This window comes from Nevskiales bacterium, assembly GCA_035574475.1.
Taxonomy (GTDB): domain Bacteria; phylum Pseudomonadota; class Gammaproteobacteria; order Nevskiales; family DATLYR01; genus DATLYR01.
In genome coordinates, this window is record DATLYR010000139.1 from 1 (window position 1) to 26,854 (window position 26,854).

Annotated in this window: 25 protein-coding genes; 10 read left to right on the plus strand and 15 right to left on the minus strand. The window is 67.6% G+C overall.

Annotated features, from left to right (window positions below; genetic code table 11):
- Nucleotides 1-324: phosphomethylpyrimidine synthase ThiC (locus VNJ47_08035; protein HXG28783.1), on the minus strand; the 324-nt coding region annotated here is incomplete at its 3' end.
- 265 nt (nt 325-589) lie between these two features.
- On the opposite strand from VNJ47_08035, the gene VNJ47_08040 reads away from it, so the two are divergent.
- Nucleotides 590-1,642 carry a metallophosphoesterase gene (locus VNJ47_08040; GenBank protein HXG28784.1) on the plus strand — a complete coding sequence of 351 codons (1,053 nt, stop codon included), beginning with the start codon at nt 590-592 and terminating at the stop codon, nt 1,640-1,642.
- Here the strand turns inward: VNJ47_08040 and VNJ47_08045 are convergent.
- A complete protein-coding gene (locus VNJ47_08045) occupies nt 1,639-2,169 on the minus strand; it encodes an NUDIX hydrolase (GenBank protein ID HXG28785.1) in 531 nt (176 codons plus the stop codon). The two genes, VNJ47_08040 and VNJ47_08045, sit on opposite strands and share 4 nt — an antisense overlap.
- Before the next feature lie 186 nt (nt 2,170-2,355).
- On the opposite strand from VNJ47_08045, the gene acs reads away from it, so the two are divergent.
- Both acs and VNJ47_08055 read left to right on the plus strand, forming a co-directional pair.
- Nucleotides 2,356-4,323 carry an acetate--CoA ligase gene (gene acs, locus VNJ47_08050; GenBank protein HXG28786.1) on the plus strand — a complete coding sequence of 656 codons (1,968 nt, stop codon included), beginning with the start codon at nt 2,356-2,358 and terminating at the stop codon, nt 4,321-4,323.
- A 262-nt stretch (nt 4,324-4,585) separates the two neighbouring features.
- On the plus strand, nt 4,586-5,419 hold the full coding sequence (locus tag VNJ47_08055) for an FHA domain-containing protein (GenBank protein HXG28787.1): 834 nt from the start codon (nt 4,586-4,588) through the stop codon (nt 5,417-5,419).
- A gap of 76 nt (nt 5,420-5,495) precedes the next feature.
- On the opposite strand, the gene VNJ47_08060 is transcribed toward VNJ47_08055, so the two are convergent.
- The gene (locus VNJ47_08060; protein ID HXG28788.1) at nt 5,496-6,218 is read right to left on the minus strand and encodes a hypothetical protein; all 723 of its coding nucleotides are present in this window, start codon (nt 6,216-6,218) and stop codon (nt 5,496-5,498) included.
- A 10-nt stretch (nt 6,219-6,228) separates the two neighbouring features.
- Nucleotides 6,229-6,372, minus strand: a complete 144-nt coding sequence (locus VNJ47_08065; protein ID HXG28789.1) for a hypothetical protein — start codon at nt 6,370-6,372, stop codon at nt 6,229-6,231.
- Between the two features lie 106 nt (nt 6,373-6,478).
- Here VNJ47_08065 and purD point away from each other — a divergent pair, with 106 nt between their 5' ends.
- Together purD and VNJ47_08075 are read left to right on the plus strand one after the other, a co-directional pair.
- The gene (gene purD, locus VNJ47_08070) at nt 6,479-7,780 is read left to right on the plus strand and encodes a phosphoribosylamine--glycine ligase (protein ID HXG28790.1); all 1,302 of its coding nucleotides are present in this window, start codon (nt 6,479-6,481) and stop codon (nt 7,778-7,780) included.
- A gap of 33 nt (nt 7,781-7,813) precedes the next feature.
- On the plus strand, nt 7,814-8,275 hold the full coding sequence (locus tag VNJ47_08075) for a response regulator (GenBank protein HXG28791.1): 462 nt from the start codon (nt 7,814-7,816) through the stop codon (nt 8,273-8,275).
- Nucleotides 8,276-8,421: 146 nt separating this feature from the next.
- Here the strand turns inward: VNJ47_08075 and rho are convergent, their stop codons facing one another.
- Entirely contained in the window at nt 8,422-9,681 is a 1,260-nt protein-coding gene (gene rho / locus VNJ47_08080) for a transcription termination factor Rho (protein HXG28792.1), read from the minus strand.
- A 163-nt stretch (nt 9,682-9,844) separates the two neighbouring features.
- Complete coding sequence (gene trxA, locus VNJ47_08085; protein ID HXG28793.1) at nt 9,845-10,171, minus strand: thioredoxin TrxA; 327 nt, start codon at nt 10,169-10,171, stop codon at nt 9,845-9,847.
- Nucleotides 10,172-10,529: 358 nt separating this feature from the next.
- On the opposite strand from trxA, the gene rhlB reads away from it, so the two are divergent.
- Nucleotides 10,530-11,819, plus strand: a complete 1,290-nt coding sequence (gene rhlB, locus VNJ47_08090) for an ATP-dependent RNA helicase RhlB (protein HXG28794.1) — start codon at nt 10,530-10,532, stop codon at nt 11,817-11,819.
- Here rhlB and yrfG read toward each other — a convergent pair.
- A complete protein-coding gene (gene yrfG / locus VNJ47_08095; GenBank protein ID HXG28795.1) occupies nt 11,816-12,484 on the minus strand; it encodes a GMP/IMP nucleotidase in 669 nt (222 codons plus the stop codon). The two genes, rhlB and yrfG, sit on opposite strands and share 4 nt — an antisense overlap.
- A 41-nt stretch (nt 12,485-12,525) precedes the next feature.
- Between yrfG and cysQ the strand changes: the two genes are divergently transcribed.
- Together cysQ and murI are read left to right on the plus strand one after the other, a co-directional pair.
- The gene (cysQ, locus tag VNJ47_08100; protein HXG28796.1) at nt 12,526-13,323 is read left to right on the plus strand and encodes a 3'(2'),5'-bisphosphate nucleotidase CysQ; all 798 of its coding nucleotides are present in this window, start codon (nt 12,526-12,528) and stop codon (nt 13,321-13,323) included.
- 17 nt (nt 13,324-13,340) lie between these two features.
- Entirely contained in the window at nt 13,341-14,171 is an 831-nt protein-coding gene (murI, locus tag VNJ47_08105; GenBank protein ID HXG28797.1) for a glutamate racemase, read from the plus strand.
- Here murI and mtnC read toward each other — a convergent pair.
- The 7 genes from mtnC to VNJ47_08140 all read right to left on the minus strand — a co-directional run bounded on the left by mtnC (nt 14,168) and on the right by VNJ47_08140 (nt 23,576).
- Complete coding sequence (mtnC, locus tag VNJ47_08110; GenBank protein HXG28798.1) at nt 14,168-14,845, minus strand: acireductone synthase; 678 nt, start codon at nt 14,843-14,845, stop codon at nt 14,168-14,170. The genes murI and mtnC overlap by 4 nt on opposite strands.
- Nucleotides 14,842-15,393 carry an acireductone dioxygenase gene (locus VNJ47_08115; GenBank protein ID HXG28799.1) on the minus strand — a complete coding sequence of 184 codons (552 nt, stop codon included), beginning with the start codon at nt 15,391-15,393 and terminating at the stop codon, nt 14,842-14,844. The genes mtnC and VNJ47_08115 overlap by 4 nt, the downstream gene beginning before the upstream one ends.
- Complete coding sequence (locus VNJ47_08120) at nt 15,390-16,007, minus strand: methylthioribulose 1-phosphate dehydratase (protein ID HXG28800.1); 618 nt, start codon at nt 16,005-16,007, stop codon at nt 15,390-15,392. The genes VNJ47_08115 and VNJ47_08120 overlap by 4 nt, the downstream gene beginning before the upstream one ends.
- Nucleotides 16,008-16,183: 176 nt before the next feature.
- Nucleotides 16,184-16,396 (minus strand): cold-shock protein, encoded by a 213-nt coding sequence (locus tag VNJ47_08125; protein ID HXG28801.1) that lies wholly within the window; start codon nt 16,394-16,396, stop codon nt 16,184-16,186.
- 221 nt (nt 16,397-16,617) lie between these two features.
- Nucleotides 16,618-19,365: an efflux RND transporter permease subunit gene (locus VNJ47_08130; GenBank protein ID HXG28802.1), complete on the minus strand. Its 2,748-nt coding sequence runs from the start codon at nt 19,363-19,365 to the stop codon at nt 16,618-16,620.
- A 21-nt stretch (nt 19,366-19,386) separates the two neighbouring features.
- Nucleotides 19,387-20,160 (minus strand): outer membrane lipoprotein-sorting protein, encoded by a 774-nt coding sequence (locus tag VNJ47_08135; protein HXG28803.1) that lies wholly within the window; start codon nt 20,158-20,160, stop codon nt 19,387-19,389.
- Nucleotides 20,161-20,216: 56 nt separating this feature from the next.
- A complete protein-coding gene (locus tag VNJ47_08140) occupies nt 20,217-23,576 on the minus strand; it encodes an adenylate/guanylate cyclase domain-containing protein (protein ID HXG28804.1) in 3,360 nt (1,119 codons plus the stop codon).
- A 156-nt stretch (nt 23,577-23,732) separates the two neighbouring features.
- Between VNJ47_08140 and VNJ47_08145 the strand changes: the two genes are divergently transcribed.
- A complete protein-coding gene (locus tag VNJ47_08145; protein HXG28805.1) occupies nt 23,733-24,104 on the plus strand; it encodes a DUF3307 domain-containing protein in 372 nt (123 codons plus the stop codon).
- A gap of 177 nt (nt 24,105-24,281) precedes the next feature.
- Nucleotides 24,282-26,105, plus strand: a complete 1,824-nt coding sequence (locus VNJ47_08150; GenBank protein HXG28806.1) for a metallophosphoesterase — start codon at nt 24,282-24,284, stop codon at nt 26,103-26,105.
- A 102-nt stretch (nt 26,106-26,207) separates the two neighbouring features.
- Here VNJ47_08150 and VNJ47_08155 read toward each other — a convergent pair.
- Nucleotides 26,208-26,854: hypothetical protein (locus VNJ47_08155; GenBank protein ID HXG28807.1), on the minus strand; the 647-nt coding region annotated here is incomplete at its 5' end.

Here is a 26,854-nt window from a genome sequence, read left to right on the forward strand (position 1 = left end):
GCGGGCGTAGTGCATCTGCGTGAGATTGTCACCGCCGTGCCGCTCGGCCAGCCAGGGTTTACGCATCTGGGGCAGCCCCTTGAGCAGATCGATCTGCGCATCCGGGTCGGTGTAGGGCCCGCTGGTGTCGTAGACCGTGAGCGGCGGGTTGTCCTCGGCGCCGAAACTGGCCGAGGTCGGCGTCTGGCGGATTTCGCGCATCGGCACGCGGATGTCCGGGCGGCTGCCCTGGACGTAAATCTTGCGCGAGGCGGGAAAGGGCGCGGTGACCTCCGCCGCCAGCTGGGTGGATTTGGCAAGTATGTCTTTGGGTACGGCGTTCATGGGGGCGGCCCGGGGGCTTTGCGGTGAATGGGGACATTGTAGTCCTTGCGTCACCCCCACCCCAGCCCTCCCCCATCGAGGGGGAGGGAGTCTGGATGAGATAGCTCCCCATCGAGGGCGACGCTGTGTGCTGCGGACTCTCGCCCGTTGGGATGAGGGCCGCGCCGCCGCCCGGCGTTAGCATCGGTCCCGGTTGCCCAGCCCGAAGCCATCACGGGCATGTAATCGCCAGCTTCCATACTGTGCGGGTTCGGGGAGAACTCACATGGCTCGTCTTTCCATACTTGCTGTCTTCATGGTCATCCTGGCCGGCTGCGGCGGCTCAGGTGCCGGCGCCGGCGGGAGCAGCCAGGCCGCGCAGTTCGTGGCCTTCGGCGATGCCGGCACCGGCTCGGAACGGCAGATCGCCGTCGGCAAGGCCATGGCCGAAGTCTGCGCCGCGCGCGGCTGCGACTTTGCGCTGGAGCTGGGCGACAACTTCTATGCCTCGGGCGTGACCAGCGTGGACGACGCGCAGTTCCAGCAGAAATTCGAGATCCCCTACGAGCAGCTCAAGCTGCCGATCTACGTCACGCTCGGCAACCATGACAACAGCCGTGGGCCGGGCGAGGGCTCGGACAACGCGCGCGGCGAATACCAGGTGGAATACCACTACCTTGCCGGGCGCGCGTCGGACAAATGGCGCATGCCGTCGCGCTACTATAGCTTCACCTGGCCGGCCTCCGGCACGCCGCTGGTGGAGTTCTTCAGCCTGGATTCGAACCCGCTGACCGCGATCGTTGCAGACCCCGACCCGCAGTGGAACCCGCTCGCCTATGGCGCCGAGCAAACCGAGTGGCTCAGCGACGGGCTGCAGAAATCCAGGGCGCGCTGGAAGGTCGCCTTCGCGCATCATCCCTACCTGTCCAACGGCCTGCATGGCAATGCCGGAAACTACGACGGCGTACCCGAGGCGCTGCCCGTGACCACCAACGGCAGCCCCTACAAGGCCATGCTGAATGCCACGCTGTGCCAGCACGCCGACCTGATGATCGCCGGGCATGACCATGACCTGCAGTGGCTCAAGCCGGTGGAGCGCTGCCCCAGGGTGCAGCATTTCGTGTCCGGCGCGGCCGAGGGCCCGCGCCCCTTCGGGGATGCCAACCGCAACGCTGCCTACTGGCAGCAGGACAACACGCTGGGCTTCTTCTGGTTCCGGATCGAGAACGACCGCTTCACCGCAGCCGCCTACGCACTGGATGCGAACATGCAGCTGCCGAAGGATGCGCAGGGCCGGCCGGTGCCGGTTTTCGAGCAGACGCTACCGAAACCGCGCTAGTCGGACGGCTGCTCGCGCAGCAGAAAGTACAACCCGGCATAGACCTTCGGGTCCACCTTGCCGCCGCCGGCCTGCCAGCGGTCCAGCCAGTCGTCCACCTCGCGCAACGGGATGGCGTGTACGGTGATGTTCTCGCCACCCTCGCCGCCGCCCGGTCCCAGCTTCTGCAGCCCGTGCGCCCGGAACCAGGTGATGGTTTCCGAGGCGATGCCGGGCGACGGCGGGCCGGCAAAAATCTGCACGAAGCGTTCCGCAGCATAGCCAGTCTCTTCCAGCAGCTCGCGGCGCGCGGTCTCCTCCAGGGCCTCATCGGCCGTGGCGGTGCTGTCGCCGACCAGCCCCGCGGGCCATTCGATCACGTGGCCGCCGGCGGGGATGCGCGGCTGCTCGATCAGCACCACTTCCTGTTCCGGCGTCAGGCCGATGATGATCACGGCGTGGTCGCGGGTCACGCGCTGGACGTATTCCCAGCGCCCGTCGCGCATGAGCTTCAGGAACTTGCCGGCATACAGAATCTCGGCGGGCATCGGCGCCTCCCTGGTGGCGATACGGCATTGTACCGGCAGCCCACTTCCGGGCGCCGATTTTTTTCAGGCATACTCGGGCCATCGTCCATGAGTCATTCCGGCGCAAGCCGGAATCCAGGGTCTTGATCGGCAAGAGACGCTGGATGCCGGCTTTCCCCGGCATGACGCACAGCAGCGAGACATGACATGAGCCAGCGTGACCTCGAGTCCGTACTGCACGAAGCGCGCGTGTTCCCGCCGCCGGCGGCATTCGCACAGCGCGCGCGCCTCAAGCCCGCCGATCTGGAGGCCCTGCACCGCAAGGCCGCGCAGGATCACGTCGGCTTCTGGGCGGAGCTGGCCCGCGCCGAACTGCACTGGCACAGGCCCTTCACGCGCGCGCTGGACGACTCGAAAGCGCCCAATTACGCCTGGTTCACCGACGGGTTGACCAATGTCAGCTTCAACTGCCTGGACCGGCATCTGCAGGATCGCGGCGACAAGCCCGCCATCATCGCCGAGGGCGAAAAGGGCGACGTGCGCCGCCTGACGTACCGAGAGTTACACGCCGCGGTATGCCGCTTCGCCAACACGCTCAAGGCCCAGGGCGTGAGGAAAGGCGATCGCGTGGTGATTTACATGCCGATGGTCCCGGAAGCGGTGATCGCGATGCAGGCCTGCGCGCGTATCGGCGCCATCCATTCGGTGGTGTTCGGCGGCTTCTCCGCGCAGTCGCTCAAGGATCGCATCGAGGACGCCGGTGCGAAGCTGCTGGTCACGGCCGACGGCGGCACGCGCGGCGGCCACATCGTGGAATTGAAGGCAGCGGCCGACAAGGCACTGGACAGCGGCTGCCCGAGCATCGAGAAGGTGATCGTCTACCGGCGCACCGGACATGCCGTGCCGATGAAGGCCGGGCGTGACCTGTGGTGGCACGAGGCGGAGCAAGGCCAGCCGGACCGCTGCGAGCCGGAATGGGTCGCGGCCGAGCACCCGCTGTTCCTGCTCTACACCTCCGGCTCCACCGGCAAGCCCAAGGGCATCCAGCACTCGAGCGCCGGCTACCTGCTCAACTGCCACATGACCCTGCAGTGGGTGTTCGACATCCAGGACAGCGACATCTTCTGGTGCACCGCCGACGTGGGCTGGATCACCGGCCACAGCTACGTGGCCTATGGGCCGCTGTCGAACGGCGCCACCATCCTCATGTACGAGGGCGCGCCGGTCATTCCGGACGGCGGGCGCTTCTGGAAGATCTGTCAGGATCACGGGGTGACCATCTTCTACACCGCGCCGACCGCGATCCGCGCGCTGATGAAGCTGGGCGACGACATCCCGGCCAAGTACGACCTGTCGAAGCTGCGCCTGCTCGGCACCGTGGGCGAGCCCATCAATCCCGAGGCCTGGATGTGGTACCACCGCCATATCGGCCGGGAACGCTGCCCGATCGTCGATACCTGGTGGCAGACCGAGACCGGTGCCATCATGATCGCGCCGGTACCCGGCGCGATCGCGACCAAGCCGGGCTCCTGCACCCGGCCGCTGCCAGGCATCGTCGCCGACGTGGTGGACGAGGACGGCAAGCCCGTGCCCGATCCCGGGAAGGGCGGCTATCTGGTCATCAAAAAGCCCTGGCCCTCGATGCTGCGCACGATCTGGGGCGACAACGAGCGCTACCTCAAGACCTACTGGGCGCAGTTCCAGAACCGTTACTACGTGGCGGGCGACTCTACACACCGCGATGCAGACGGCTACTACTGGATCATGGGCCGGATCGACGACGTGCTGAATGTCGCCGGCCACCGCCTGGGCACGATGGAGGTCGAGAGCGCGCTGGTGGCGCATCCGCGCGTAGCCGAGGCCGCCGTGGTCGGCCGCCCGCACGACACCAAGGGCGAGGCGATCTGCGCCTTCGTCGTACTGCGCGGGCAGCGTCCGGAGGGCGATACCGGCGCGCTGGTCAAGGAACTACGCGAGTGGGTCGGCGAGCAGATCGGCGCGATCGCCAAGCCGGACGACATCCGCTTCGCCGACAACCTGCCCAAGACCCGCTCGGGTAAGATCATGCGCCGGCTGCTGCGCACGATCGCCAAGGGCGAGGAGATCACCCAGGACGTCTCCACCCTCGAGAACCCGGCGATCATCGAGCAGCTCAGGCGCGCGCCCGGAGCCTGAGCGCTGGGACGGCACGCACCTCCGCTTGCCAGCTGACGCAGACCGTCCAATACTGACGCTGGATGTCAGCCTGCGGAGCGCGCGTCGAAGCCGGAAATATCCCTCTAATACAGGGATTTCCGGATTTTCGCGTCGGGAATGATTTTTGAATACCCTAGGACAGCGTGAGGCGGCGCACAACAAAGCCTGCCCGGCAAACGACATTTCTGAACGGTAACGGAATCCGATGGCCAAGCTGGTGCTTCATGGCAAGGAGGGGGTGATGCGGGAAATTCCGCTCGACCGCCAGCGGATCACCATTGGCCGCCGCCAGGACAACGACATCTGCCTCGAAGACAAGGCCACCAGCAGCCAGCACGCGGCCATCATCACCATCGGCCGCAACAGCTACCTGCAGGATCTGAACAGCACCAATGGCACGCTGGTCAATGGCATGCCGGTGCAGAGGCACACCCTGCGGCACGGCGACGTGATCCTGATCGGCCGGAACCACCTCAGCTTCCTCGACGAGCCGATCAGCCAGCCGCAGGCAGCCGCGCCCGCCAACGGCAAGCCGGTGGCCGCCGGCAATCCGGGCAACGGCACCGTCGCGCCGAAGGCCAATCCCGAAGCAACCCTGCGCGAGGATCCGCAGCCGGCGCCACGTGCGGCCGCGACCGTGACGGACTATGCACCCTGGGCAGAGCGCACCGGCGAAGGCACCCCGCCCAAGGACATGGTGGACAGCATGCTCAACGCCATCCGCTCGCACCGCGAACAGGAGCGTACCCTGGAACTGCGGCGGCGCGAGCAGGTGAACCAGGAATGGAAGAAACTGCTGGAAGCCGCCGCCACTCTCAAGAAGCGTGTCGGCAACCACCCGCGGGTCAAGTTCTTCGACATTGCACGCGACCACTCCGAGGTGCTGATCCGCATCCAGCGCGAGGGCGGCCTGACCGGACAACACACCATCCTGATCGCGCGTCAGCACCCGCACAATCCTTCGCCGCTGGAGACGATCTGGCTGATCGAGTCGGGCCGTCCCGACAAGCACATGGACAGCTGCGAGGAGATCATGCGCGACGTGATGAACACACTCGCGCCCTTGATCGCTTAGCGTGCTGAGTCAGTAATCCCTATCTCATAATCCCGCGCGGCCGCGACCGTGGCTCACAGGGCAGGACGAGACTGCACTAGATCGGCAGGAAGATCATGGTAGCGGCCCCCTGCACCACGCGGTTGATGGCGCGGTTGCTGCTGTCGGCGGTGATCTCCGCCATCATGTCCTGCAGTGCGATCATCTTGCCGAACAGCCGCTCGAAGCTGAGATTCTCCGGCTGCCCGGCGTCGCCGGCTTCATTGGTCAGCAGGAAGGGCTCGCCGCGCGCGTCGCGCTTGTGCGACAGGCGCCAGACCAGTACCTCGATGTTGCGCGCGCTGTTGTACAGCTTCTGCTGGTCGAGCGCATCGAAGGCGAAGAATTCCGACTTGTAACCGTAGGCGCGCCGGATCATGTCGGTGAGACCAGCCATCAGCGCGAACACCCGATCGCCGGCATAGGACTCGTCGAAGGCCAGCAGCATGGCGTCGATGGACTGGCGCCCGCCCAGCTCCTCGAAGCGCAGCTCGCCAGGCTGGCCGAACAACTGCTGCAGGCGCTTTTCCAGCGTCTGACCGGGCTGCTTGCGCAGCTCGCGCGGGTTGCGCCGGTAGAGCTTGAGCGCCAGCTCGCGCAACAACGCCTCCTGCGTGCGGATATGCAGGTCGGTCACCTGGTCGACCTCGGTCTTGGCCAGGTTCTGGGGCCGGAAGGCGCCGCTGGCGCAGGCGCCCAGGGCCAGCGCCAGGCCCAGCACGAAGCCCAGCTCCGCCGCGAGGCGGAGGATCTCAGGCCGGCGCTGCGCCGATGACGACATCCGCCTCGATCTACACCAGCATCGGCGGGTCGATCACGTGCGCCGCCTTGAGCACGGCGGCAGGCGGCTTCACCGGCTGGCTCATACACAGGGCACGTGAATGACCGATGATCGGAGCCCCTTCGTAGCCGGTGGAAATGTGCTGATGCGACATATCAGGATCCCTGTGGGTGTGCCGCTCATAGCATACGCGTCCGGGCACGCACGGACACTCACGGAACCTGTAAAATTCGCGCTTCCCCGACAACGGAAGACGGCGCATGCGCGGCAAGAAGATCCTGATCGTGGGTGGTGGCGGGCGCGAGCATGCCCTGGCCTGGCGGGTGTCGCAGTCACCGCAGGCGGCCGAGGTGCTGGTGGCACCCGGCAATGCCGGTACCGCGCGCGAGCCGGCCGAGCGCCGCATCCGCAACGTGGCGGTGTCCGCCACCGACGTGCAGGCACTGGGCGAACTGGCTATACGCGAGAAGGTGGACCTCACCATCGTCGGGCCCGAGGCGCCGCTCGCCGCCGGCCTGGTGGACCATTTCCAGTCGCTGGGCCTGCGCGTGTTCGGACCGCGCCGGGAGGCGGCGCAGCTGGAGTCCTCCAAGGCCTTCACCAAGGACTTCCTGGCGCGGCACAAGATCCCGACCGCGAAATACCGGGTCTTCACCGACGCCGATGCGGCGACAGCCTATATCCGCGCCGCGGGCGCGCCGATCGTGGTCAAGGCCGATGGCCTGGCGGCCGGCAAGGGCGTGGTGGTGGCGCAGACCGTGGACGAGGCCGTGGCCGCCGCCCGGGACATGCTCTCCGGCAACGCTCTGGGCGGCGCCGGTGCGCGCGTGGTGGTGGAGGAATTCCTCGCCGGCGAGGAGGCCAGCTTCATCTGCATGGTGGACGGACAGCACCTGCTGCCGCTAGCCACTTCGCAGGATCACAAGCGCGTGGGCGACGGCGACACCGGCCCCAACACCGGCGGCATGGGCGCCTACTCGCCGGCGCCGGTGGTCACACCCGAGCTGCATGCGCGCGTGCTGCGTGAGGTGATGGAGCCGACCGTTCGCGGTATGGCGGCCGAGGGCCGGCCGTTCACCGGCTTCCTCTACGCCGGCCTGATGATCACGCCGGCCGGCGAGCCCAAGGTGCTGGAGTTCAACGTGCGCATGGGCGATCCCGAGACCCAGCCGATCATGCTGCGGCTGCGATCCGACTTCGTGGAAATCGTCGAGGCCGCCATCGACGGCCGACTCGATCGGGTCAGGGCCGAGTGGGATTCGCGCGCCGCGCTCGGTGTGGTGATGGCGGCCGCGAACTACCCCGCCGACCCGCGCAAGGGCGACGTCATCCACGGCCTCGACGGTCTGGATTCCGGGACCGGCAAGGTGTTCCACGCCGGCACGAAACTGGTGGACGGCCAGGTCGTCACCGACGGCGGCCGGGTGCTGTGCGTCTGCGCCCTGGGCGAGAGCGTGCGACTGGCGCAACACAACGCTTACGCGCTGGTGGATCGCATCCGCTGGGACGGTGAGCACCATCGCCGCGATATCGGCTTCCGCGCCATCGCGCGCGGAGCGTAAACTGTCCCCGGCCCGGACTGCAGGCCTGGAGACATGAGCGAGCCCCGGAAAACGCCCGTCATCGTGGTCGCCGACGACACGGCCGCCGACCGCAAGCTCACGGTGATGGCCTTCCGCAATGCCCTCCTGCACAACCCGATCCATGAGGTGAAGGACGGCGAGGAGCTGATGCACTACCTGCGGCGTGAGGGCGCCTACGCGGGCAAACGCGTCGATCACGAGCCCTGTCTGATCCTGCTGGATCTCAACATGCCGCGCAAAAGCGGTCTGGAGGCGCTGGCGGAGATCAAGGGCGATCCGCTGCTGCGGCACATCCCGGTGATCATCCTGACCACCTCCAAGGCCGAGGAGGACATCGTCCGCTCCTACCAGCTGGGCGTGAACTCCTTCATCACCAAGCCGGTGCATTTCGACGAATTCCTGCTGGCGATCCGCAAGCTCGGTCAGTACTGGCTAGAGCTGGTGGCGCTGCCGCCGGAAGACCCGCGGCCCTAGCGGCGGCCAGAGCCGCGCGAGGAAGTTCCGATCGATTCCGTCACCCCGGCGAAAACCGGGGTCCAGCGCCTTGCAAAGTCACTGGATCCCGTGTCTCGCCCTCTATGTGGGGCTCGCATGGGATGACCCGCGGCTAGGGCCGTGGGTCAATTGCGTTTCATGGATTCGAAGAAGTCGGCGTTGGTCTTGGTGGCCTTGAGGCGGTCGACCAGCAGCTCGATCGCGGCCAGGTCGTCCATCGAGTGCAGCAGCTTGCGTAGCACCCAGCACTTCTGCAGCTCGTCCGGCGGCACGATCAGGTCCTCGCGGCGCGTGCCGGAGCGGTTGATGTTGATGGCCGGGAACACGCGCTTCTCGGCAATGCGGCGCTCCAGGTGGATCTCCATGTTGCCGGTCCCCTTGAACTCCTCGTAGATCACCTCATCCATCTTCGAGCCGGTGTCCACCAGTGCGGTGGCGATGATGGTCAGCGAGCCGCCCTCCTCGATGTTGCGCGCGGCGCCGAAGAAGCGCTTGGGCCGCTGCAGGGCGTTGGCGTCCACGCCACCGGTCAGCACCTTGCCGGAACTGGGCACCACGGTGTTGTAGGCGCGTGCCAGGCGGGTGATGGAGTCGAGCAGAATGACCACATCCTTCTTGTGCTCGACCAGGCGCTTGGCCTTCTCGATCACCATCTCGGCGACCTGCACGTGGCGGGTGGCCGGTTCATCGAAGGTCGAGGAGATGACCTCGCCCTTGACCGAGCGCTGCATGTCGGTCACTTCCTCGGGCCGCTCGTCGATCAGCAGCACGATCAGGTAGCAGTCGGGGTGATTGGCGGCGATGCTGTGTGCCATGTTCTGCAGCATCATGGTCTTGCCGGCCTTGGGCGGTGACACGATCAGGCCGCGCTGGCCCTTACCGAAGGGCGCCACCAGGTCGATGATGCGCGCGGTGATGTCCTCGGTCGAGCCATTGCCGAGCTGCATGGTCAGGCGCTCGTTGGGGAACAGCGGCGTCAGGTTCTCGAACGGAACCTTGTTCTTGCAGGCCTCGGGCGATTCGAAGTTGATGTCGTCCACCTTGAGCAGCGCGAAGTAGCGCTCGCCCTCCTTCGGCGGGCGGATGCGGCCGGTGATGGTGTCGCCGGTGCGCAGATTGAAGCGCCGGATCTGCGACGGCGAGACATAGATGTCGTCCGGTCCGGCCAGGAAGGAGTTGTCGCCGCCACGCAGGAAGCCGAAGCCGTCCTGCAGGATCTCCAGCACCCCGTCCCCCGAGATTTCCTCGCCGTTCTTGGCGTGCGCCTTCAGGATCGAGAAGATCACGTCCTGCTTGCGCGCCCGCGCGGTGTTTTCCAGGTTCATGCTCTGAGCGATTTCGAGCAGCTCTGCGGCGCTCTTGCGTTTCAGTTCGGTCAGGTTCATGGGTGGTTATGGTCTCGACAGGAGACCGGCGACAGCAGCCCGGACGGGCGTTGCAACGCAGGTCGGGTGGGTGGTGAAGACGCGGTTACGGGGTTCTCGCACGATGTTTTGTTATGGACGACCGTGAAAAGCGGACCAGTCCCTACGCCGGCCCGCGCGGTTCTTACAGGTGACTGTCCAGGAAGGCGGTGAGCTGCGACTTGGACAGCGCGCCGACCTTGGTCGCCTCGACCTCGCCGCCCTTGAACAGCATCAGGGTCGGGATGCCGCGGATGCCGAACTTGGGCGGGGTCTGCGGATTCTCGTCGATGTTGAGCTTGGCGACCCTGAGCCGGCCCTGGTAGTCCCTGGCGACCTCCTCGAGGATCGGCGCGATCATCTTGCACGGCCCGCACCACTCGGCCCAGTAGTCCACCAGCACCGGTACGCTGCTGCCGCGGATCTCACGGTCGAAGCTGCTGTCGGTCAGTTGCATGATCAGGTCGCTCATTGGAATTCCTCCGCCTCTGCGGCGCTGTGGAGTCAAGAAACCATCCGGGAAACGATACTTCCGGATTTCGCCCTTGCCGGCGGCCGGTACCCGCCATCGGAATACGAACCCCGGACTACCCGTCTCCTACATGGGGACGTTCCCTGCCGAAACCAACAGACCGACGACAGGCTGCTATGATGTGCCGCGGGGAACGAGGGGGCAGCCACGACATAGGGCTGCGGGTGCCGGCCCGGCCTGCGCCGCCTTGTGGTCAGGGCGCAAACACCGGATGCCTAAAAGTATTTGAGCCTATCTCCGTCCGATTTTCAAGCCTGCCGTCCACGGGCGAAACGGCGGCTGCAACCTGTATCCGAGCATGAGCCGATCGCAACAACACCTGACTGAAACGCGCATGGACAGCCTGGGCCTGGCACCGCCACTGGTGCAGGCGCTGCATGAGCTGGGCTTCGAGCGCTGCACACCGATCCAGGCCCAGGCACTGCCGCTGGCGCTGGCCGGGCAGGACGTCGCCGGCCAGGCGCAGACCGGCACCGGCAAGACCGCCGCTTTCCTGCTGGCCAGCTTCCAGCGCCTGCTGACGCACCCGGCGCCGCCCGAGCGCAAGCCCAGCTCGCCGCGCGTGATCTGCATCGCGCCGACGCGTGAGCTGGCCGTGCAGATCCACAAGGACGCCGAGGCCCTGGGCCGTTACACGGGCCTGAAGCTGGCCGTGGTCTACGGCGGCGCCGGTTATGAGACGCAGCGTCAGACATTACAGGCCGGAGTGGACGTGCTGATCGGTACCCCGGGCCGCCTGATCGACTACCTCAAGCAGCACGTCTTCGACCTGCGTTTCGTCGAGGTTGCCATCCTGGACGAGGCCGACCGCATGTTCGACCTCGGCTTCATCAAGGACATCCGCTTCCTGCTGCGGCGCATGCCGCACCCGGAGAAGCGCCTGAACCTGCTGTTCTCGGCCACGCTCTCGCACCGCGTGCTGGAGCTGGCCTACGAGCACATGAACAACCCGCGTCTGGTCAAGATCGAAACCGACAAGGTCACCGCCGATCGCGTACGCCAGGTGCTGTATCACGTCGCGATGGAAGACAAGATCCCGCTGCTGCTCGGCCTGCTGCGCAAGATCGACCCGCGTCGCACGCTCGTCTTCGTCAACACCAAGCGCACCGCGGAAAAGGTCGAGGATTACCTCAACGCCAACGGCTTCCAGGCGGCGACGCTGTCCGGCGACGTGCCCCAGCCCAAGCGCCTGCGCCTGCTGAAAGAATTCCAGGAAGGCCGGCTGCCGATCCTGGTGGCGACCGACGTGGCCGCGCGCGGCCTGCACATCCCGGACGTCAGCCACGTCATCAACTACGACCTGCCGCAGGATCCCGAGGACTATGTGCACCGCATCGGCCGCACCGCACGCGCCGGCGCCGAGGGCGACGCCATCTCGCTGTGCTGCGAGACCTATGTGTACTCGCTGCCCGACATCGAGAAGTACATTGGCCACAAGCTGCCGATCGAGCAGACCGACGACAGCCTGCTGGTGCGCGACATCCAGCGACCGAAGTACGTCGAGCGCGAGCGGGTCCAGCACCACCCTCGCGGCCGCCCCGGCCAGGGACATGGCCGGTCGGGCAGCGGCCAGCGTCGGCGGCGCTAGCCGGGACGCAGTTCTCCCAGCCCTTGCACCGTCGGCACGCCGGCCAGCGGCCGCGGCGGGTACCGGCTGTCCGGGTGCGTGATGCCGAGCACCTGGCCGATGCCATAGGCACGCGCCGCTTCCAGCACCGACAGGTTGTCGTCCACCATCAGCGCACGTGCCGGCTCGAAGGGATGCCGCTGCCGCAGCACCGGCCAGAAACGCGCATCCTCCTTGGGATAACCGAAGTGGTGCGAGCTCAGGATCAGGTCGAAGGCCGGGCCCAGGCGGGTCTCCGCCAGCTTCAGTTCCAGCGCGCTCGGGTGCGCATTGGTCACCAGCCACAGGTGCTTGCCGGCACGGCGTGCCGCCGTCAGGAACCGCTCCACGCCCGGCAGCGGGGCGATCAGATGCGTATAGCGGGTCTTGAGCGCGGCCACGTCCAGACCCAGCTCGCGGCTCCAGTGATCCACGCAGTACCAGGCCAGCTGCCCGCGCCGGCTGCCGAACAGCGGTTCCAGGTAGGCGCGCGCATCGGCCAGCGCCAGGCCACGGGCCTCGGCGTAGTGCTGCGGCAGATACTCCTGCCAGAAGGCGTTGTCGAACTTCAGATCGAGCAGTGTGCCGTCCATGTCGAGCATGACGGTATCGATCTGGTCCCAGTCGACGAGAGGATCGGTGTTCATCGCGTGTATCATAACCGCCCGTCACCCACCGAGCCTTCGTGATGGAAACGCCCGCTCAGTTGCTGCCCGCCGTGGCCGCCCTCGCCCGCCGGGCCGGCGATGCCATCCTGCAGGTTTACCGGCAGGATTTCGCTGTTGACCACAAGGGCGACGATTCGCCGCTGACCGCCGCCGACCTCGCCTCGCACCGCTGCATCATGGACGGGCTGGCAGGGCTCACGCCCGAGCTGCCGCGGCTGTCCGAGGAAGGTGCCGACATCCCCTTCGCCGAGCGCAGCCGCTGGCGGCGCTACTGGCTGATCGACCCGCTCGACGGCACGCGCGAGTTCGTCAAGCGCAACGGCGAGTTCACCGTCAACATCGCCCTGGTCGAGGACGGCCGGCCAGTGCTGGGCGTGGTGCATGCGCCGGTGCTGGGCACGACCTACCTCGCAGCCGACGGCGCCGGCGCCTTCAAGCAGGATGGCGATGCCCCGGCCGCGCCCATCCGCTGCAGCAGGACGGCGTCGCCGGCCCGCATCGTGGCCAGCCGTTCCCACGTGACGCCCGAGCTGGAAGCGCTGCTCAAGCGCCTGCCACCGCACGAGGCGCTCAACATCGGCAGTTCGCTCAAGCTGTGCCTGGTGGCCGAGGGCAAGGCGGATTTCTATCCGCGCCTGGGCCTGACCTCGGAATGGGACACCGCCGCCGGCCAGGCCGTGGTCGAGCAGGCCGGCGGGCGGGTCTGCACCACCGACGGCGCGCCGCTGCGTTACAACCAGAAGGACTCGCTGCTCAACCCGGACTTCCTGGTGATCGGCGAGCCGGATTACCCTTGGCTGACCCTCTTCGTCAAATGAGCCTGGCCGCCTGACGCATGGGCGATGCACGGCCCATCGGCATCTTCGACTCGGGCGTAGGCGGGCTATCCGTCTGGCGTGAGGTCCTGCGCCAGCTGCCGCAGGAGAGCACGGTTTACTTCGCCGACTCGGCGCACGTGCCCTACGGGCCGCGCGGCGAGGCCGAGATCCGCCAGTTCTGCGAGGCCATCACCCGCTTCCTGATCGCAAGGGACTGCAAGGCCGTGGTGGTGGCCTGCAACACCGCCTCGGCGGCGGCGCTCAAGCACCTGCGCGAAACCTTTCCCGACCTGCCTACCCTCGGCATGGAACCGGCCGTCAAGCCGGCTGCGGAAACCACCCGCAGCAAGGTGGTCGGCATCCTCGCCACGCCGGCCACCTTCCAGGGCCGGCTGTTCGCCGCCACCGCCGGCCGCACGGCCTACTCGCAGGGCATCACGCTGATCAACCAGGTCTGCCCGGGGCTGGCCGAGCGCATCGAGGCCGGGCAGGTGGACGACCCCGAAACCGAGGCTCTGCTGCGCGGCTGGCTGGCGCCCATGCTGGCCGCCGGCGCGGACAGCGTCGTGCTGGCCTGCAGCCACTACCCGTTCGTGATCGGGGCCATCCGCCGCATCGTGGGCGCGGGCGTCAACGTGATCGATCCCGCCCCGGCCATTGCCCGCCAGCTGCAGCGCGTGCTGCGCGAGCGCGGCCTGGAAGCCACGCCGGGAGAACCCGGCCGGCACCGCTTCTACACCAGCGGTGACCCGGCCGCCTGCCGCGCCGCGCTGGCACGGCTGGTGCAGCAAGAAGGCGACGTGCGATCAGTCGTCTGGGCCGACACCGGCCTGAGCGAAGCGGGCTAGACGCGGATCGCGTCGAAGTCGCTGACCTGCGGATGGCGTGCACCCGGGTCGGGATTGCCGTCCCGCAGCAGCCAGGTCGTCTGCATCCCGGCCGCACGCGCGGCGTCGAGCTCCTCGCCGACGTCGGACAGGAACAGGATCTCGCCGGCCGGCAGGCCGATGTCCTGCGCGATGCGCCGGTAGGACCCGGCTTCACGCTTGCCGCCGATTTGCGTGTCGAAGTAGCCGCTGAACAGCGGCGTCAGGTCGCCGTAAGGCGTATGGCCGAAGATGAGCTTCTGCGCCTGCACCGAGCCGGAGGAATATACGTAGAGCTTCATTCCGGCCGCGTGCCAACGGCGCAGCGCCGCGGGCACATCCGGGTAGACGTGGCCGGTGAAGTCGCCGTTCCGGTAACCCTGCGCCCAGATCATCCCCTGCAGCGCCTTGAGCGGGGTGATCTTCCGGTCCTCGTCTATCCAGCGGATCAGCTGGCCGATGGCTCCCTCCAGGGTCAGCTCGCGGCCGACCTCGCGACTCACCGTGGCCAGCTGCTCGCGCACGAGAGGCTCGCTTGCATGCGTCCGGACGTAGTCGCCGATACGCGCGCGGGCATAGGGGAACAGCACCTTGTGGACGAAGGCAATGTCGGTGGTGGTGCCTTCGATGTCGGTGAGAATCGCCCGGACGGTCATCCCGCGGTGTTCTCCAGCCGCGGGAAGCGGTCGGCGATCTTGTCGCCGGTGAAGTTCGCCACCCAGCCCTCGGGCGTGGTGAACAGACGGATGGCCTTGAAGGTCGGGCGCGGCCCCATGTCGAACCAGTGGGTGGTGTTGGCCGGCACGCTGATCAGGTCGCCGCGCGTGCACAGCGTGGCATAGACCTTGCCGTCCTTGCGGATGTAGAACAGGCCCTCGCCGTCCACGAAGAAGCGCACCTCGAAGTCGCTGTGTGTGTGCTCGTGCAGGAACTTGTCGCGCAACGCGTCCTTTTGCGGATGCTCCGGGTGCATGCTGACCACGTCCACCGACTGGAACCCGTACTTCTGCATCAGCCGGTCGATCGGCTCGCGGTAGGCCTCGATGACCTCGTCCGGCGTGGCGGTGGCCTCCAGCTCGCGATCGGCGGTCCAGCGCTCGAACAGCACGCCGATGCGCCCGAGCTCGCGCGCGATCTCCTCGTGGGTGCGCAGCACGGCGATGGGCTCGCCGGCGGTTTCCGGGTAAATCGTCAGCTGGCTCATGGTCCGGTCCTCCTTCGCAGCAGCTCGCACTCGAGCATGAATTCCAGCGCCTCGACCTGCAGGCCGGCCCGGCGCACGTCGCCGGCCCAGGTGTACAGCCCGTGTCCCGCGATTAGATACGCATGGATGGCCCCGTGTTCCGTGATCCAGGCGTCCACTTTGGCCGACAGCCGGACCATGTCCTGGTCGTTGGCAAAGATCGGGATGCGGATATGGGTCTCGTGGGTATCGATCCCCTCGAAGATCTTGAGCAGCTCGTAGCCCTGCAGGATCAGCCAGCCGCCGGCGGACAGCGACAGCACGGTGGCGGCCCGGGAATGGGTGTGCAGCACGCCGCCGACCGCGGGATAGCGGCGGTACAGCTGGGTATGCAGCAGGGTTTCGGCGGACGGTTGCTTGCCCGGCGACAGGCTGTTGCCGTCCAGGTCGGCGAGCATGATGTCCGCGGTCGTGAGCTTGCCCTTGTGGCGGCCGGAGACCGTGATGGCGATGCGGCCGGCGTCGATGCGGGCGGAGAAATTGCCGCTGGTCGCCGGCACCCAGCCGCGGGCATGGAACTCGCGCCCGAGCTCGACCAGGGCCTGTGCCTGCGGGCTGTCTTCCAGGGCTGTCACGGGCAGTCGCCTCGGCGCCGGTCAATCAAAGGGCGCGGTACTGTAAGCCAAGCGGCCAACGGGGGCAATGCACGGCTCGGTCCGGCACGCGCGGCAAAACGCAAGCCGCAGCCAGGCCTGTCAGGCAGGCATTGGGGAATCGCCGTCCGCCGTCTGCGCAGCGGTTCGGCGGCGGGTCAGGTCGCTGGGGCGACGTCTTCGGCCTGCAGGCCCTTCTGGCCCTGCACGACCGCGAATTCCACGCGCTGTCCTTCCTCGAGGGTACGGTAACCCTCGCCACGGATCGCGCGGAAGTGCACAAACACGTCCTCACCCTTGTCCCGCTGGATGAAGCCGTAACCCTTGCTGTTGTTGAACCACTTGACCGTGCCGGTCTCACGCTCTGCCATTCTCGCAACCTTCTACTGATGGAACAGGGTTTCTGCCTTGCATCGAAGAACAGGACTCTCGCGGTCCCTGAAACCACCCCCCGACGTTCCAGGCAAGCCGATACTAGACCAGAAAACCTATTTTGGGAAATAGGCAACCATGCCTGCCCCAGCCGCCCGTGAGGTCGATTTAAAGCCGTTGTGAGCGGGCCTCAGGCGCGCGCAACGGCTTTAAAACGATCTCAGCGCATCATGTGGGTGGTGCGCGCCAACCGCTCCGCCTGCACCCGGTTGAGGTTGCGGTAGATGATGGCCGCGATCGACGGGCGCCGGCGCCGCAGCTGCTCCAGGTCGTCGACGTTGAAGCGCAGCAGGCGCGCGTCGGTGACCGCGTCCACGTTGGCACTGCGCTTGTGCACGAAGAACCCGATCTCGCCCAGGATCGCGCCGCGCGACAGGGTGGCGAGGTCCACCGGGCCGTCGTGCCGCTCCACCCAGACCCTGAGCTGGCCGCTGATCACCACGTACATGTGGTCCCCCTCCTCGCCTTCGCTCATGACGCGCGTGCCGGCCTTGACCTCGAGGATGTTGGACAGCAGCGCGAAGGTGCGCGCCTGACGCAGGGTCAGGCCTTGCATCAGGGGGATGGAGTGCTGGGGATCCTCGCCCAGGTCGAGCCGCAGCACGTCCCACAGGGTCACGATCCGTACCCCGGAGGTCAGCGCTGGCGCCAGGGTGACGTTGCACAGCCAGGCCAACAGCAGGGTACAGGCCGACAAGGCCCCGAACTGCATCTGGTTTTTCAGGTCACTGGTGGTCAGCACCAGGAAGCCCAGGCACAGCGCCAGCGTCGTGTAGGTGATCGGCCGCAGCACGCCTTCCAGCGCGCTGAACGCCGCCTTGGCCTCGTTCGCCAGGCGGCGCGCATCGTTGTTGAAGCGCACCATGTAGTGAATGGTGTCGTCCACGGCGATGCCGAGCGTGATGCACGCGATCAGGCTGGTGGTGGGCGTGAGCGGGATACCGAGCAGGCCCAAGGCGCCGAAATACACCGCCACCGGCAGCAGGTTGGGCAGCAGCGCCAGCGCGCCGGCGCGCCAGGAGGTGAACAGCAAGGACATCAGCAGATAGATGACGGCCAGCGCCAGCAAGATGCTGAACAGCTGGCCGCCGGCGATGTTGTCGAGCGCGCGTGCAACCAGCACCGAATTGCCGGTCACCCTGGCGGTCAGCGGCGGCGGCAATGTCGCCAGCCGTTGCTCGATGCGTCGGGTCAGCTCGGCGATGGCGGCCGAATCGTCCACATTCGCGCGGACCTGGATATTGATCACGCTGAAGCGCTTGTCCACCAGCCCGTCCAGGTCCTCCCCACCGCCGAACACCAGCAACTGCTTGATCAGGGCGGGCTGCTCCGGGATACGGAAATGCTGCGGATCGCCGTCATGGAAGCTGCGGTTGATCAGCTTCAGCGAATCGACCAGCGACAGGCTGCCGGCGATCTCCGGCTGGCGCGCCAGCCAGCGCTGCAGCGCCTCGATCTCGCGGAGATTGGCCGGCGTGGCGAAGGCATCGGCGCCGTGTCCATCCACCACGATGTAGAACGGGTTGGCGCCGCCAAAAGCGTCGCGCACCGCTTCGTATTGCCGGCGCACGGGCGCATCGCCCGGCAGGTCATCAATGAAGTCGGTGGCCACCTCGACGCGCAAGGTTCCGAGCAACGCCAGGAGCACCAGCGCGACGCCTGCGACGAGAATCTGCCGGCGGTAACGCAGGTTGAGGCGGGTCAGCACTTTGGCGACGCGCTCGAACAGGCGCGTAGTATGTGGGGGCGCCACGCCGCTGTTGCCGCGCAGCAGCACGAGCATGGCCGGGATATAGCTCAGCGTCAGGATCATCGTGCACAACACCCCCAACACCGTGAGCCAGGCGAACTCGCGGATCGCCAGCAGCGGATTGAAGCCCAGCGCGATGAAGCCGGTCAGGGTGGTCAGGCCGGTGATCAGCAGCGGCAGGCCCACGGTGGCCAGCACGCGCCGCACGAGGAGGTCGAACTTCGGCTGATCGGGCTCCTCTTCCCGTGCCGTATAGAACTCGCTCATCATGTGCATCGCGTAGGCCAGGCCGACGGTGAACACCAGCGGCGGCACGATCACCGTCACCAGGTTGAGCGGGCGTCCCAGCCAGGCCAATGCGCCCATGGTCCAGGCCAGTGCCAGGAGGATCGCCGACAGCGGCAGCAGCACGCCGGCCGGGTTACGGAATACCAGCAGCAGAAACAGCGCACCGACCAGCAAGATGGTGGGAAGCACGAAGCGCATCTCGGCCAGCAGCAGCCGAGTGGTTTCGGCCTTGATCACCGGCGTGCCGGTCAGCCACACGTGCGCTGGGCCGGCTTCGGCTTCGGCGATGGCGGCTATGCGGCGATCGAGGTCGCGCGCGAGGAATTCCCGATCGTCCAGGTCTTTGAAATAGACCAGGATCGCCGCGGCACGGCCGTCATGCGACACCAGATTGCCGCCGTACAGCGGATTGGCCATCACCGCATCGCGCAGCCCGCCCAGAACGGCAGGGTTCTGGGCGACCTGCTCGGCCAGACTGCTGACGTCGAGGCTGTCGGCACCCGCCTGCAGGTTGGGCACGGTGGCCAGCGATTGCACGCGGTGCACGCCCGGCAGCGTCCCCAGCGCCGCGCTGATACGGCCGACACGCGCGATCATGTCGGCGGTAAAGATGCCGGGCTCGGCGGTGCCGCTGTCCACGACCACCATCACCAGGTCATCGCTGCCAAAGACGTGACGGATGTGCTCGTAGAACAGGCGGTCGGGATCGCGCTCCGGCAGCAGCCGGTTGACGGAAGGATCGATGGAGAGCCGCAGCTGGCCGCTGCGCGGGTCCACCAGTCCAGCCAGTGCCAGCAGCGTCAGCAGCACCACCGCCGCCAGTATGCGGCCGGGGTGGCGGGTGGCCAGATGCAGCAGGCGGTCGATCATGCGCGGCGGCGCCCGATCCGCCTACTTACCGAGGTAGAACGTCTGCGGATTGAACAGTCGCTCGGGCAGCTCGACATCGGCGCTCACCTTGTCGATGCGCAGCACCGTCCGGGTCTGGTTATGCAGGTCCTGCATCTCGTACAGATGCGGCATCCAGCGCGTGCCCAGCGGCCGGACCTCCTTGGGATCGATCGTGAGTCGCTTGCGCGGCGTGTCGCCAGTCTGGAAGAAATCGGTCTGCAGTGCCACGCAGGTCGCCGGATCGATGCGTGACACGATGCGCTTGTAGGCCGACTCCTCCACCTTGGCCGGCGTGAAGGCGAGCACGTACAGCTTTTTGCCAGCCACATCCGCGTCGGCCTCGCGCGTGAGTGTGCCGGCATCGAAGATGCCCTGCAGCTGTTTGACGTCCTCGTAGCTGAAGTCCGTGCCCCACAGCGAATCGGACATCTGGCTGCCCTGAATGCGCTTGACGCGGTTCACGGCTGGCAGATACATGAACAAATCGTCCCGCGTGGGCTTTTCCAGCAGCAGATAGCTGGAACCGCGCAGGTCGTCGGGCTTGTCCACCTGCAGCATGACTTTGGCGCGCCCGTCGCTGCCCCGCTTCCAGTATGCCGTGGCCTGCAGGCTGCGCTCGGTGCCGTCGCGACCGATGCTGGCCAGCACGAAGGCCTGTGTGCTGCTGCGCGCGGGGTAATTCTGCCGTACACAGGCGCGGATGTCCTCCGCCTTTTCCAGTGCCAGCACGGACGGCGCCAGCAGCAACAGCATGAGCCCGCACACAATCCGCATGACCACTCCCGTTTTTGTTCCGTCCCTGGCCTGCAAGCTTACCCCAGGCCCCGGCCTCACGCGCGCCGGCGCAGCGGCTCCGCCTGCAACCGCGCCGCCTGGCCCTGGGCGCCGATCTGGCTGAACAACACCAGCGCGCGCGCCAGCTCATCCTGCGCACCCGCTGTATCGCCGGTCAACAGCAGCAGGTGCCCGCGCTCCTCGTGCAGAAACGGCTGGTAACTGATCGCGCCGGTTTCATCGACCAGCGACTGCCAGGCCGTCAGATGATCGGCGATTTCGGTGACGGCTTCTTGACCGCAGGCCTGACGCAGCGCGCGCGCCAGCTGCAGGCGCGCGCGACCTTCCCACACGCGCATGTGGCCTTCCTGCGCGGCGGCCAGCGCCGCTCGCGCCGTCTGCACGGCCTCCTCGGCCCGTCCCAGCCCGCCCAGCGCCTCGGCGATGCCGGTCAGATGCGGCACCGCGAACTGACGCCCGGGCTGGTCGGGCTCGATCAGCGGCCGCGTACGCTCCAGCACCTCGAGCGCATTGGCCCACTGGCCATGCAGCAGGTGCGCCGTACCGAGCGCGTTGTAGGCCATCAGCCGGAAAAAGGGGCTGTCGTACTCCTCGGCTGCACGCACCGCGTTCTGCGCGTCGTGCTGCGCCGATTCCCGGCTGCCGGCGAAATACGCTGTCTGCACCAGCAGCACGTGCATCCAGCTGACCGTGCGCCCAAGCTGGCGGCTGATCTCGATCGCAGTCTGCAGCTCGCGGCGTGCTTCACCCAGCTGGCCCATAACCATCAGGAAATTCGCGCGGTAGGCACGTGAGCCGACGTTTTCCGCCGTCATGGCCGCGCTGGCCCAGGCATGGCCGGCGCTTTCCTCCATCAGTTGCAGCCCGGCGCGCAGCGCACCCACGTTGAAGTAGGCCATCAGGATCGATAGCCGGAAGCGCCCGATCAGGTCCATGGCACCGCCGGCACGTGCGAGCTCGACCGCCTGGCGCGTGTTCTCGAAGGCGCCCCGGGCGTCGCCCAGGGTCATGCGGCGCGCGCCATAGGCGATCAGCAGCTCGGCCTGCGCACGCTGGTCGCCAGTGGCACTGACGATGGACTGGGCCTCGCCATAGGCCCGCTCGACCTCTTCGTCCGGCACTGGCGTGAACGCTGCGATGCGCAGGATACCGGCGCGTGCGGCCACCGCCAGCTGTTGTCGCAGCGGCGTGACCGGCGCCTGGTCGACCAGCTCGATGGCACGTCGGAAACGGGCCAGCGCGCCACTGAGGTCGCGGAATGCAGACCAGGCCGCCGCGCGCAGCAACCACTGCACCGCCTTGTCGACCACACCGGCGCACTCCCAGTGGTGCGCCAGTAGCACGCTGCGCTCGTCCGGCGGCTGTGCGGGATCGATGCCGGTCTCCAGGTCCGCGGCCAGTGCCGCATGGATGCGCGCGCGATGCTCGCCCAGCTGCGAGCGGTAGGCGACTTGCTGCGTCAGCGGGTGGCAGAAGCTGTACTGGCCATTCGTCAGCGCCGTCCCCTGGTTGACGAAGCCCAGCTCCTCCAGCTGCACCAGCGACTCGGACAGCGCTTCCTGCGGCAGCTCGAGCACCTTGTCGAGCAGGCCGCGGCCGAACTCGCGACCGATGACGGCGGCGTGTTGCAGCACCTGTTTGTCGCGCTCGGGCAGACGATCGATGCGCGCGGCGATGATTGCCTGCACGGTGTCGGGGATGGCCAGCGCCTCGACCGGCTTCAGCAGCCGATAGGCGCCGGTCGTGCCCTGCAGATGCCCGGAGGCGACCAGCGCATGCACCGCCTCCTCGACGAAGAACGGGTTGCCGCCGGCGCGCTCGCAAATGCGCGTACCGAGCTCGGTCAGCCCGGGCCCCGGCCCCAGCAATTCGGCCGTCAGCTGGCTCAGCTCGGCGGCGCTCAGCGCCGACAGCGCGATCTCGCAGTCCAGCCGGCCGGTCAGCCAGTCGGCGACGAACTCGGGGCGGTAGTTGAGCAGCAGCAGCGTGGGGCTGTCCGGGACCAGCTCCACCATGCGCGCCAGGAAGGATTCGCTGCCGGGGTCGATCCAGTGCAGGTCCTCCACCAGGATGACCGTCGGCCGGCCGCCCTCGGAGCGACACAGCACGCCGAGGATCTCGATCAGCCGCGCCTGCTGGACCTCGGGCGGCAGGTCGGTGGCTGCGCTGCGCGCCTCCGTCACGCCCATGAAGTCGAACACCAGCGGCAGCGCGTCCTTGAGGCCGGCATCGAGCATCAGCAGCGTGCCGGCCACCTTGCGCCGCACCTCGGCCGGCGGGTCGTTCTCGCCTACGCCGAAATAGCTGCGCATCAGCGCCAAAATCGGGTAGTACGGCAGCGCGGCCCCGTAGGGCAGCCCGGTGGCGCGATGCACGGCCACGCCCTGCGCGCGGCAGCGCTCGGTGAACTCGTAGCACAGCCGGCTCTTGCCGATGCCGGCGTTGCCGATCACGCCCACCACCTGGCCGCGGCCACCGCGCACCTGCGCCAGCGCCTCATCCAGCAGCGCGCTCTCGCGCTCGCGCCCGATGAAGCGTGACAGCCCGCGCGCACGCGACAGATCCAGCCGCGTCTGCAGCGCGCCCACGCCCTCCAGCTCGTACACGCGCAGCGGCTCGCGCGCGCCCTTGACCGTCATCTCGCCGAGGTCGCGCAGGCGGAAATAGCCCTCGACCAGGGCGGCGGTGTGGCGCGTGAGGTAGATGCGGCCGGGCTCGGCGATCTGCTCCATGCGTGCCGCCAGTCCGACGGTGTGGCCCTGGGCGGTGTAGTCCATGCGCAGGTCATCGCCGATCTTGCCGACCACCACCTCGCCGGAATTGAGGCCGATGCGCATGGACAGGTTGAGCCCGCGCGTCAGGCGCAGCTCGTCGGCGAAGCGGCGCAGTTCGGCCATCACCGCCAGTGCGGCATGGCAGGCGCGCTGGGCATGGTCCTCGTGTGCGATCGGCGCGCCGAACAGCGCCATCACGCCGTCGCCGGTGTACTGGTTGACGGTGCCTTCGAAGCGGTGAATGCCGCTGGTGAGGATGCCGAAGAAACGGTCGAGGATACGGTGCCAGTCCTCCGGATCGACTTGCTCGGCCAGCTCCTGCGAGCCCTTCATGTCGGCGAACAGGACGGTGACGCGCTTGCGCTCGCCGTCGATCGCCGAGCGCAGGGTCAGGATCTTCTCGGCCAGGTGGCGCGGGGTGTAGTCGCGCGCACGGCGCGGGGCGGCCGCCGGCACGGGCGCGGGTGCGCCCTCGACCGCCGTGCCGCACTGGTCACAGAAGCGCGCCTGCGGCCGCAGATCGGCCGAACAGCTTGGGCAGCGCCGCGCCAGCGGCGCAGCGCAGGCTTCGCAGAAACGGGCTTGCTCGCGGTTGGCGTGCCCGCACACGGAACAGTTCAAGCCGGCCTCCGTCGCTCGGGCGGCGGCCGATGGGCCGCGCTGCCCTTTCTCGAAGCCTAGCAAGCTTCGCTTGTCATCACCAAAAAGGGGTGACATGCTGGATTGCACGTGGCCCGCGCGGCCGCGCGTCAAAATATAAACGGGTCTGGTGCGGGCATGGCGGAAGTGTTCGAACTCGGGTTCTGGGGGGTGCTGTTCTGGCTCCTGGTCGGTCACGCACTGGCCGACTACCCGCTGCAGTCCGAGTGGATGGTGCACGCCAAGAACCGCCACAACCTGCAGCCTTCATCCTCGAGCAAGCGCCCGGACCTGATCTGGCTGCACGTGCTGTCGGCGCACGCCGCCATCCATGGGGGCATGGTAGCGCTCGTGACCCACAATCTGGGGTTCGGGCTGGCCGAATTCGTGCTGCACTGGTGCATCGACTACGGCAAGAGCGAGCATTGGTACGGCTTCCACACCGACCAGCTGCTGCACATTTCCTGCAAGCTGCTGTGGGCGCTGGGCTGGCTATACTGGGTGAGTTAGGGAAGCTCTGAAAATTCGTCACCCCGGCGAAGGCCGGGGTCCAGAGCCTTGAAAGTCGCTGGATTCCGGCTTTCGCCGGAATGACGAAGGAATTGGATCAGAGGTTCCTCAGCGATGTCATAGGCAGGGAGCGCTGACCGGGACGTGCAGGGGGAGCGTGCCGGCAGAGAGGGTCTCATGTCCATCACAACCTCAGGTAAACGCCGGCTGGCCGCCGGGCTCCTCGCTTCCCTGCTGGCCCTGGCGGCCTGTTCCGGCGGTTCGTCCGACGACAGCCCCTCGCCCCGCGCCGGTGGCGATTCCGGTACCGGCAGCCCCGGTACCCCGACCGGCGGCAATGGCGACTGCCGGGTTGCCGCCGACCCGGTGGTGGTGCGCGAGGACCTGGCCGGCGCGCGGTCCGGCGCCAGCCCCAGCCTGCTGCTGCGCTTCGTGCAGATGTCCGACGAGCATGTCATGGACGACGACGGCGCCGCGGTGAACGGCGGCAGCCCGCTCGACCCGGTGCTACCGCTGTTCGAATCGGCGCAGCGTTTCCAGGACGAGTACACCGACGAGGTGCTCAACGCCATGATCGGCACGATCAACGGCTGCCATGCGCAGCAGCCGGTCGAGCTGGTCATCGCCACCGGCGACAACACCGATCTGGGCACCGTGGCCGAGGTGCGCCGCTTCATCGACAACCTGGACGGCGATTTCGACCGCGTGAGCGCCTTCGAGAAAAACTGCCTGGCGGGCCTGCTGCCGGGCCTGATTCCACAGCTCGGCGACGCGTTGTGCACGCGCTTCACCGGCCGCGGCATGGCCGACACCCAGACCGTGGACCCCAATCCCGACGATCCCACCTATCAGCTGCTGGCCACGCGCATGCTGCGTCAGCTGCTCGACACCGAGCAGGCGGTGCTGGGCGGGCGCGCGGCCGACGGCAGCCGCGACCCGGCGCGCTCGACGCTGAATCGCGCACCCGGCCTGCCGCAGGCGCTGCGCTGCAGGAGCGGCACGCTCAACTGCCCCAACCTGCGGCTGAACGTGCCTTACTACGTCGCCTTCGGCAACCACGACGGCTACGTGCGCGGCACGCTCGTGACCGAGCCGGGCATCCAGGAGGTTTCGCTGCTTACGGGCCGGCACTACATGAAGGAGCAGCACGAATTCATCGACGAGTTCTTCGAGAGCGCCACGCTGCCCGGGCCGGTGGGGCATGGCTTCAACCATGTCGAACCCGCGCGCCGAGACGATGCCGACGCACGTAACGACGGCTACTACGCCTTCGACGCCGGCGCCGGCCGTTTCCGCATGATCGTGCTCAACACGATCGTGGACGGCACCGACCCGCGCCTGCCGCCGGAGATCAAGAACCCCTTCGCGCTGGCCGACGGCACCGTGGACCAGGCGCAGTTCGACTGGCTCAAGGGCGAACTCGCGGCGGCGCAGCAGAAAGGCCAGCTGGTGCTGGTGTTCTCGCACCATCCCGACCTGACCTTCGTCGAGTTCGGCCAGTTCGGCGCGCTGGCGCCGGGCGGCGTGTCAGCGGCGGCGCTGAACGCCGAGCTGGCCAGCTACCCGAACGTCATGGCCTGGGTCGCCGGCCACACTCATATGCACCGTATCCGCGCCTTCAAGGTACAGGACGGCCAGGGCAGCAATGGCGCCATCACCGCGCCGGTGGTCTGCAAGAGCGCGGCGCCCGGGGCCTGCACCGGCTTCTGGCAGATCGAGACCGCCTCGCTGATCGACTTTCCCCAGGAACAGCGCCTGCTGGAGATCTTGGACAACGGCAACGGCACCGGCACGATCCGCGCGCGGGTGCTGCAGCACGATTTCGAGGTTTCCAAACGACTGGCCGAGCGCGACGACATGTGCCAGTTCTACCTGAGCGATCCGGCCGCTGCGCAGAAGATCGTGAGCGACGCCAGCCTGTCGGCCCTGTGCAGCCAGGGCGGCACGCGCGACGGCGAGCCGACCGACCGCAACGTGGACCTGCTCTTCAAGATGCCGTAGCGCTACGTACGACGCTCCGCTACCGGGCTCGTGCTTGTTGGGGCCAGGCCCGCGGACGCGGGCCCCTTCTTTACATCAAAGAGGGCTGCGCGAAGCGCATGACTAAGGGTAGCCGGCGCGGCGCTGGTCGGGCGAGCTGAGCGTGGACAGCGACTGCAATGTCGCGACCAGCTGCGTCAGCGGGTCCAGGGCCGGGGCCGCGGCGGCCAGCGGCACGCCGCTACCGAGCACGGGCACCCCTGCGAACGGCCCGGTGCAGGCCTCCTCGTCCTCGGTGTCCGGCGTCGGCAGCACCTCGTCCACCCACTGCATCAGCAGCGCCGCGGCCTCGCCGTGCACCACGCTGCGCGCCAGCGGCGGCATGCGGATGCCGGCCTCGGCCGAGTTGACGCGGAAGTTCAGGATCGAATCCGCCGCCGAGCCGGGCACGATGTCGTAGGCGCGGTTGCCCGAGCCGCGGCCGGCCGCCACCGGCTCCTTGCAGATGCCGTACTGCACGTTGACCGTGCGGAACGAATCCAGGAACAGGCCGGAGTTGGATGCGTTGCCGTTCGGGTGATGGCAGTGCATGCAGTTCACTTCGAGATAGGCGCGCACACGCTGGTGCACGTCCTCGGGCGAACCGGGCGCCAGGCCGCCGTCGCCCGGCACGTTCCAGCGCGGGTGGCGCTCGACCTCCGCCTGGTTGGCGGGCAGGCCCTCGAGCAGGCCCAGGTCGGCCAGATGCCGCAGCTGGTTCTTGGCCGCCC

What these genes read in the sequence shown, in the direction of transcription:
- VNJ47_08040 (HXG28784.1), top strand. Translation starts at nt 590, where the DNA reads ATGGCTCGTCTTTCCATACTTGCTGTCTTCATGGTCATCCTGGCCGGC.
- VNJ47_08045 (HXG28785.1), bottom strand. Translation starts at nt 2,169, where the DNA reads ATGCCCGCCGAGATTCTGTATGCCGGCAAGTTCCTGAAGCTCATGCGC.
- acs (HXG28786.1), top strand. Translation starts at nt 2,356, where the DNA reads ATGAGCCAGCGTGACCTCGAGTCCGTACTGCACGAAGCGCGCGTGTTC.
- VNJ47_08055 (HXG28787.1), top strand. Translation starts at nt 4,586, where the DNA reads ATGCGGGAAATTCCGCTCGACCGCCAGCGGATCACCATTGGCCGCCGC.
- VNJ47_08060 (HXG28788.1), bottom strand. Translation starts at nt 6,218, where the DNA reads ATGTCGTCATCGGCGCAGCGCCGGCCTGAGATCCTCCGCCTCGCGGCG.
- VNJ47_08065 (HXG28789.1), bottom strand. Translation starts at nt 6,372, where the DNA reads ATGTCGCATCAGCACATTTCCACCGGCTACGAAGGGGCTCCGATCATC.
- purD (HXG28790.1), top strand. Translation starts at nt 6,479, where the DNA reads ATGCGCGGCAAGAAGATCCTGATCGTGGGTGGTGGCGGGCGCGAGCAT.
- VNJ47_08075 (HXG28791.1), top strand. Translation starts at nt 7,814, where the DNA reads ATGAGCGAGCCCCGGAAAACGCCCGTCATCGTGGTCGCCGACGACACG.
- rho (HXG28792.1), bottom strand. Translation starts at nt 9,681, where the DNA reads ATGAACCTGACCGAACTGAAACGCAAGAGCGCCGCAGAGCTGCTCGAA.
- trxA (HXG28793.1), bottom strand. Translation starts at nt 10,171, where the DNA reads ATGAGCGACCTGATCATGCAACTGACCGACAGCAGCTTCGACCGTGAG.
- rhlB (HXG28794.1), top strand. Translation starts at nt 10,530, where the DNA reads ATGAGCCGATCGCAACAACACCTGACTGAAACGCGCATGGACAGCCTG.
- yrfG (HXG28795.1), bottom strand. Translation starts at nt 12,484, where the DNA reads ATGAACACCGATCCTCTCGTCGACTGGGACCAGATCGATACCGTCATG.
- cysQ (HXG28796.1), top strand. Translation starts at nt 12,526, where the DNA reads ATGGAAACGCCCGCTCAGTTGCTGCCCGCCGTGGCCGCCCTCGCCCGC.
- murI (HXG28797.1), top strand. Translation starts at nt 13,341, where the DNA reads ATGGGCGATGCACGGCCCATCGGCATCTTCGACTCGGGCGTAGGCGGG.
- mtnC (HXG28798.1), bottom strand. Translation starts at nt 14,845, where the DNA reads ATGACCGTCCGGGCGATTCTCACCGACATCGAAGGCACCACCACCGAC.
- VNJ47_08115 (HXG28799.1), bottom strand. Translation starts at nt 15,393, where the DNA reads ATGAGCCAGCTGACGATTTACCCGGAAACCGCCGGCGAGCCCATCGCC.
- VNJ47_08125 (HXG28801.1), bottom strand. Translation starts at nt 16,396, where the DNA reads ATGGCAGAGCGTGAGACCGGCACGGTCAAGTGGTTCAACAACAGCAAG.
- VNJ47_08130 (HXG28802.1), bottom strand. Translation starts at nt 19,365, where the DNA reads ATGATCGACCGCCTGCTGCATCTGGCCACCCGCCACCCCGGCCGCATA.
- VNJ47_08135 (HXG28803.1), bottom strand. Translation starts at nt 20,160, where the DNA reads ATGCGGATTGTGTGCGGGCTCATGCTGTTGCTGCTGGCGCCGTCCGTG.
- VNJ47_08145 (HXG28805.1), top strand. Translation starts at nt 23,733, where the DNA reads ATGGCGGAAGTGTTCGAACTCGGGTTCTGGGGGGTGCTGTTCTGGCTC.
- VNJ47_08150 (HXG28806.1), top strand. Translation starts at nt 24,282, where the DNA reads ATGTCCATCACAACCTCAGGTAAACGCCGGCTGGCCGCCGGGCTCCTC.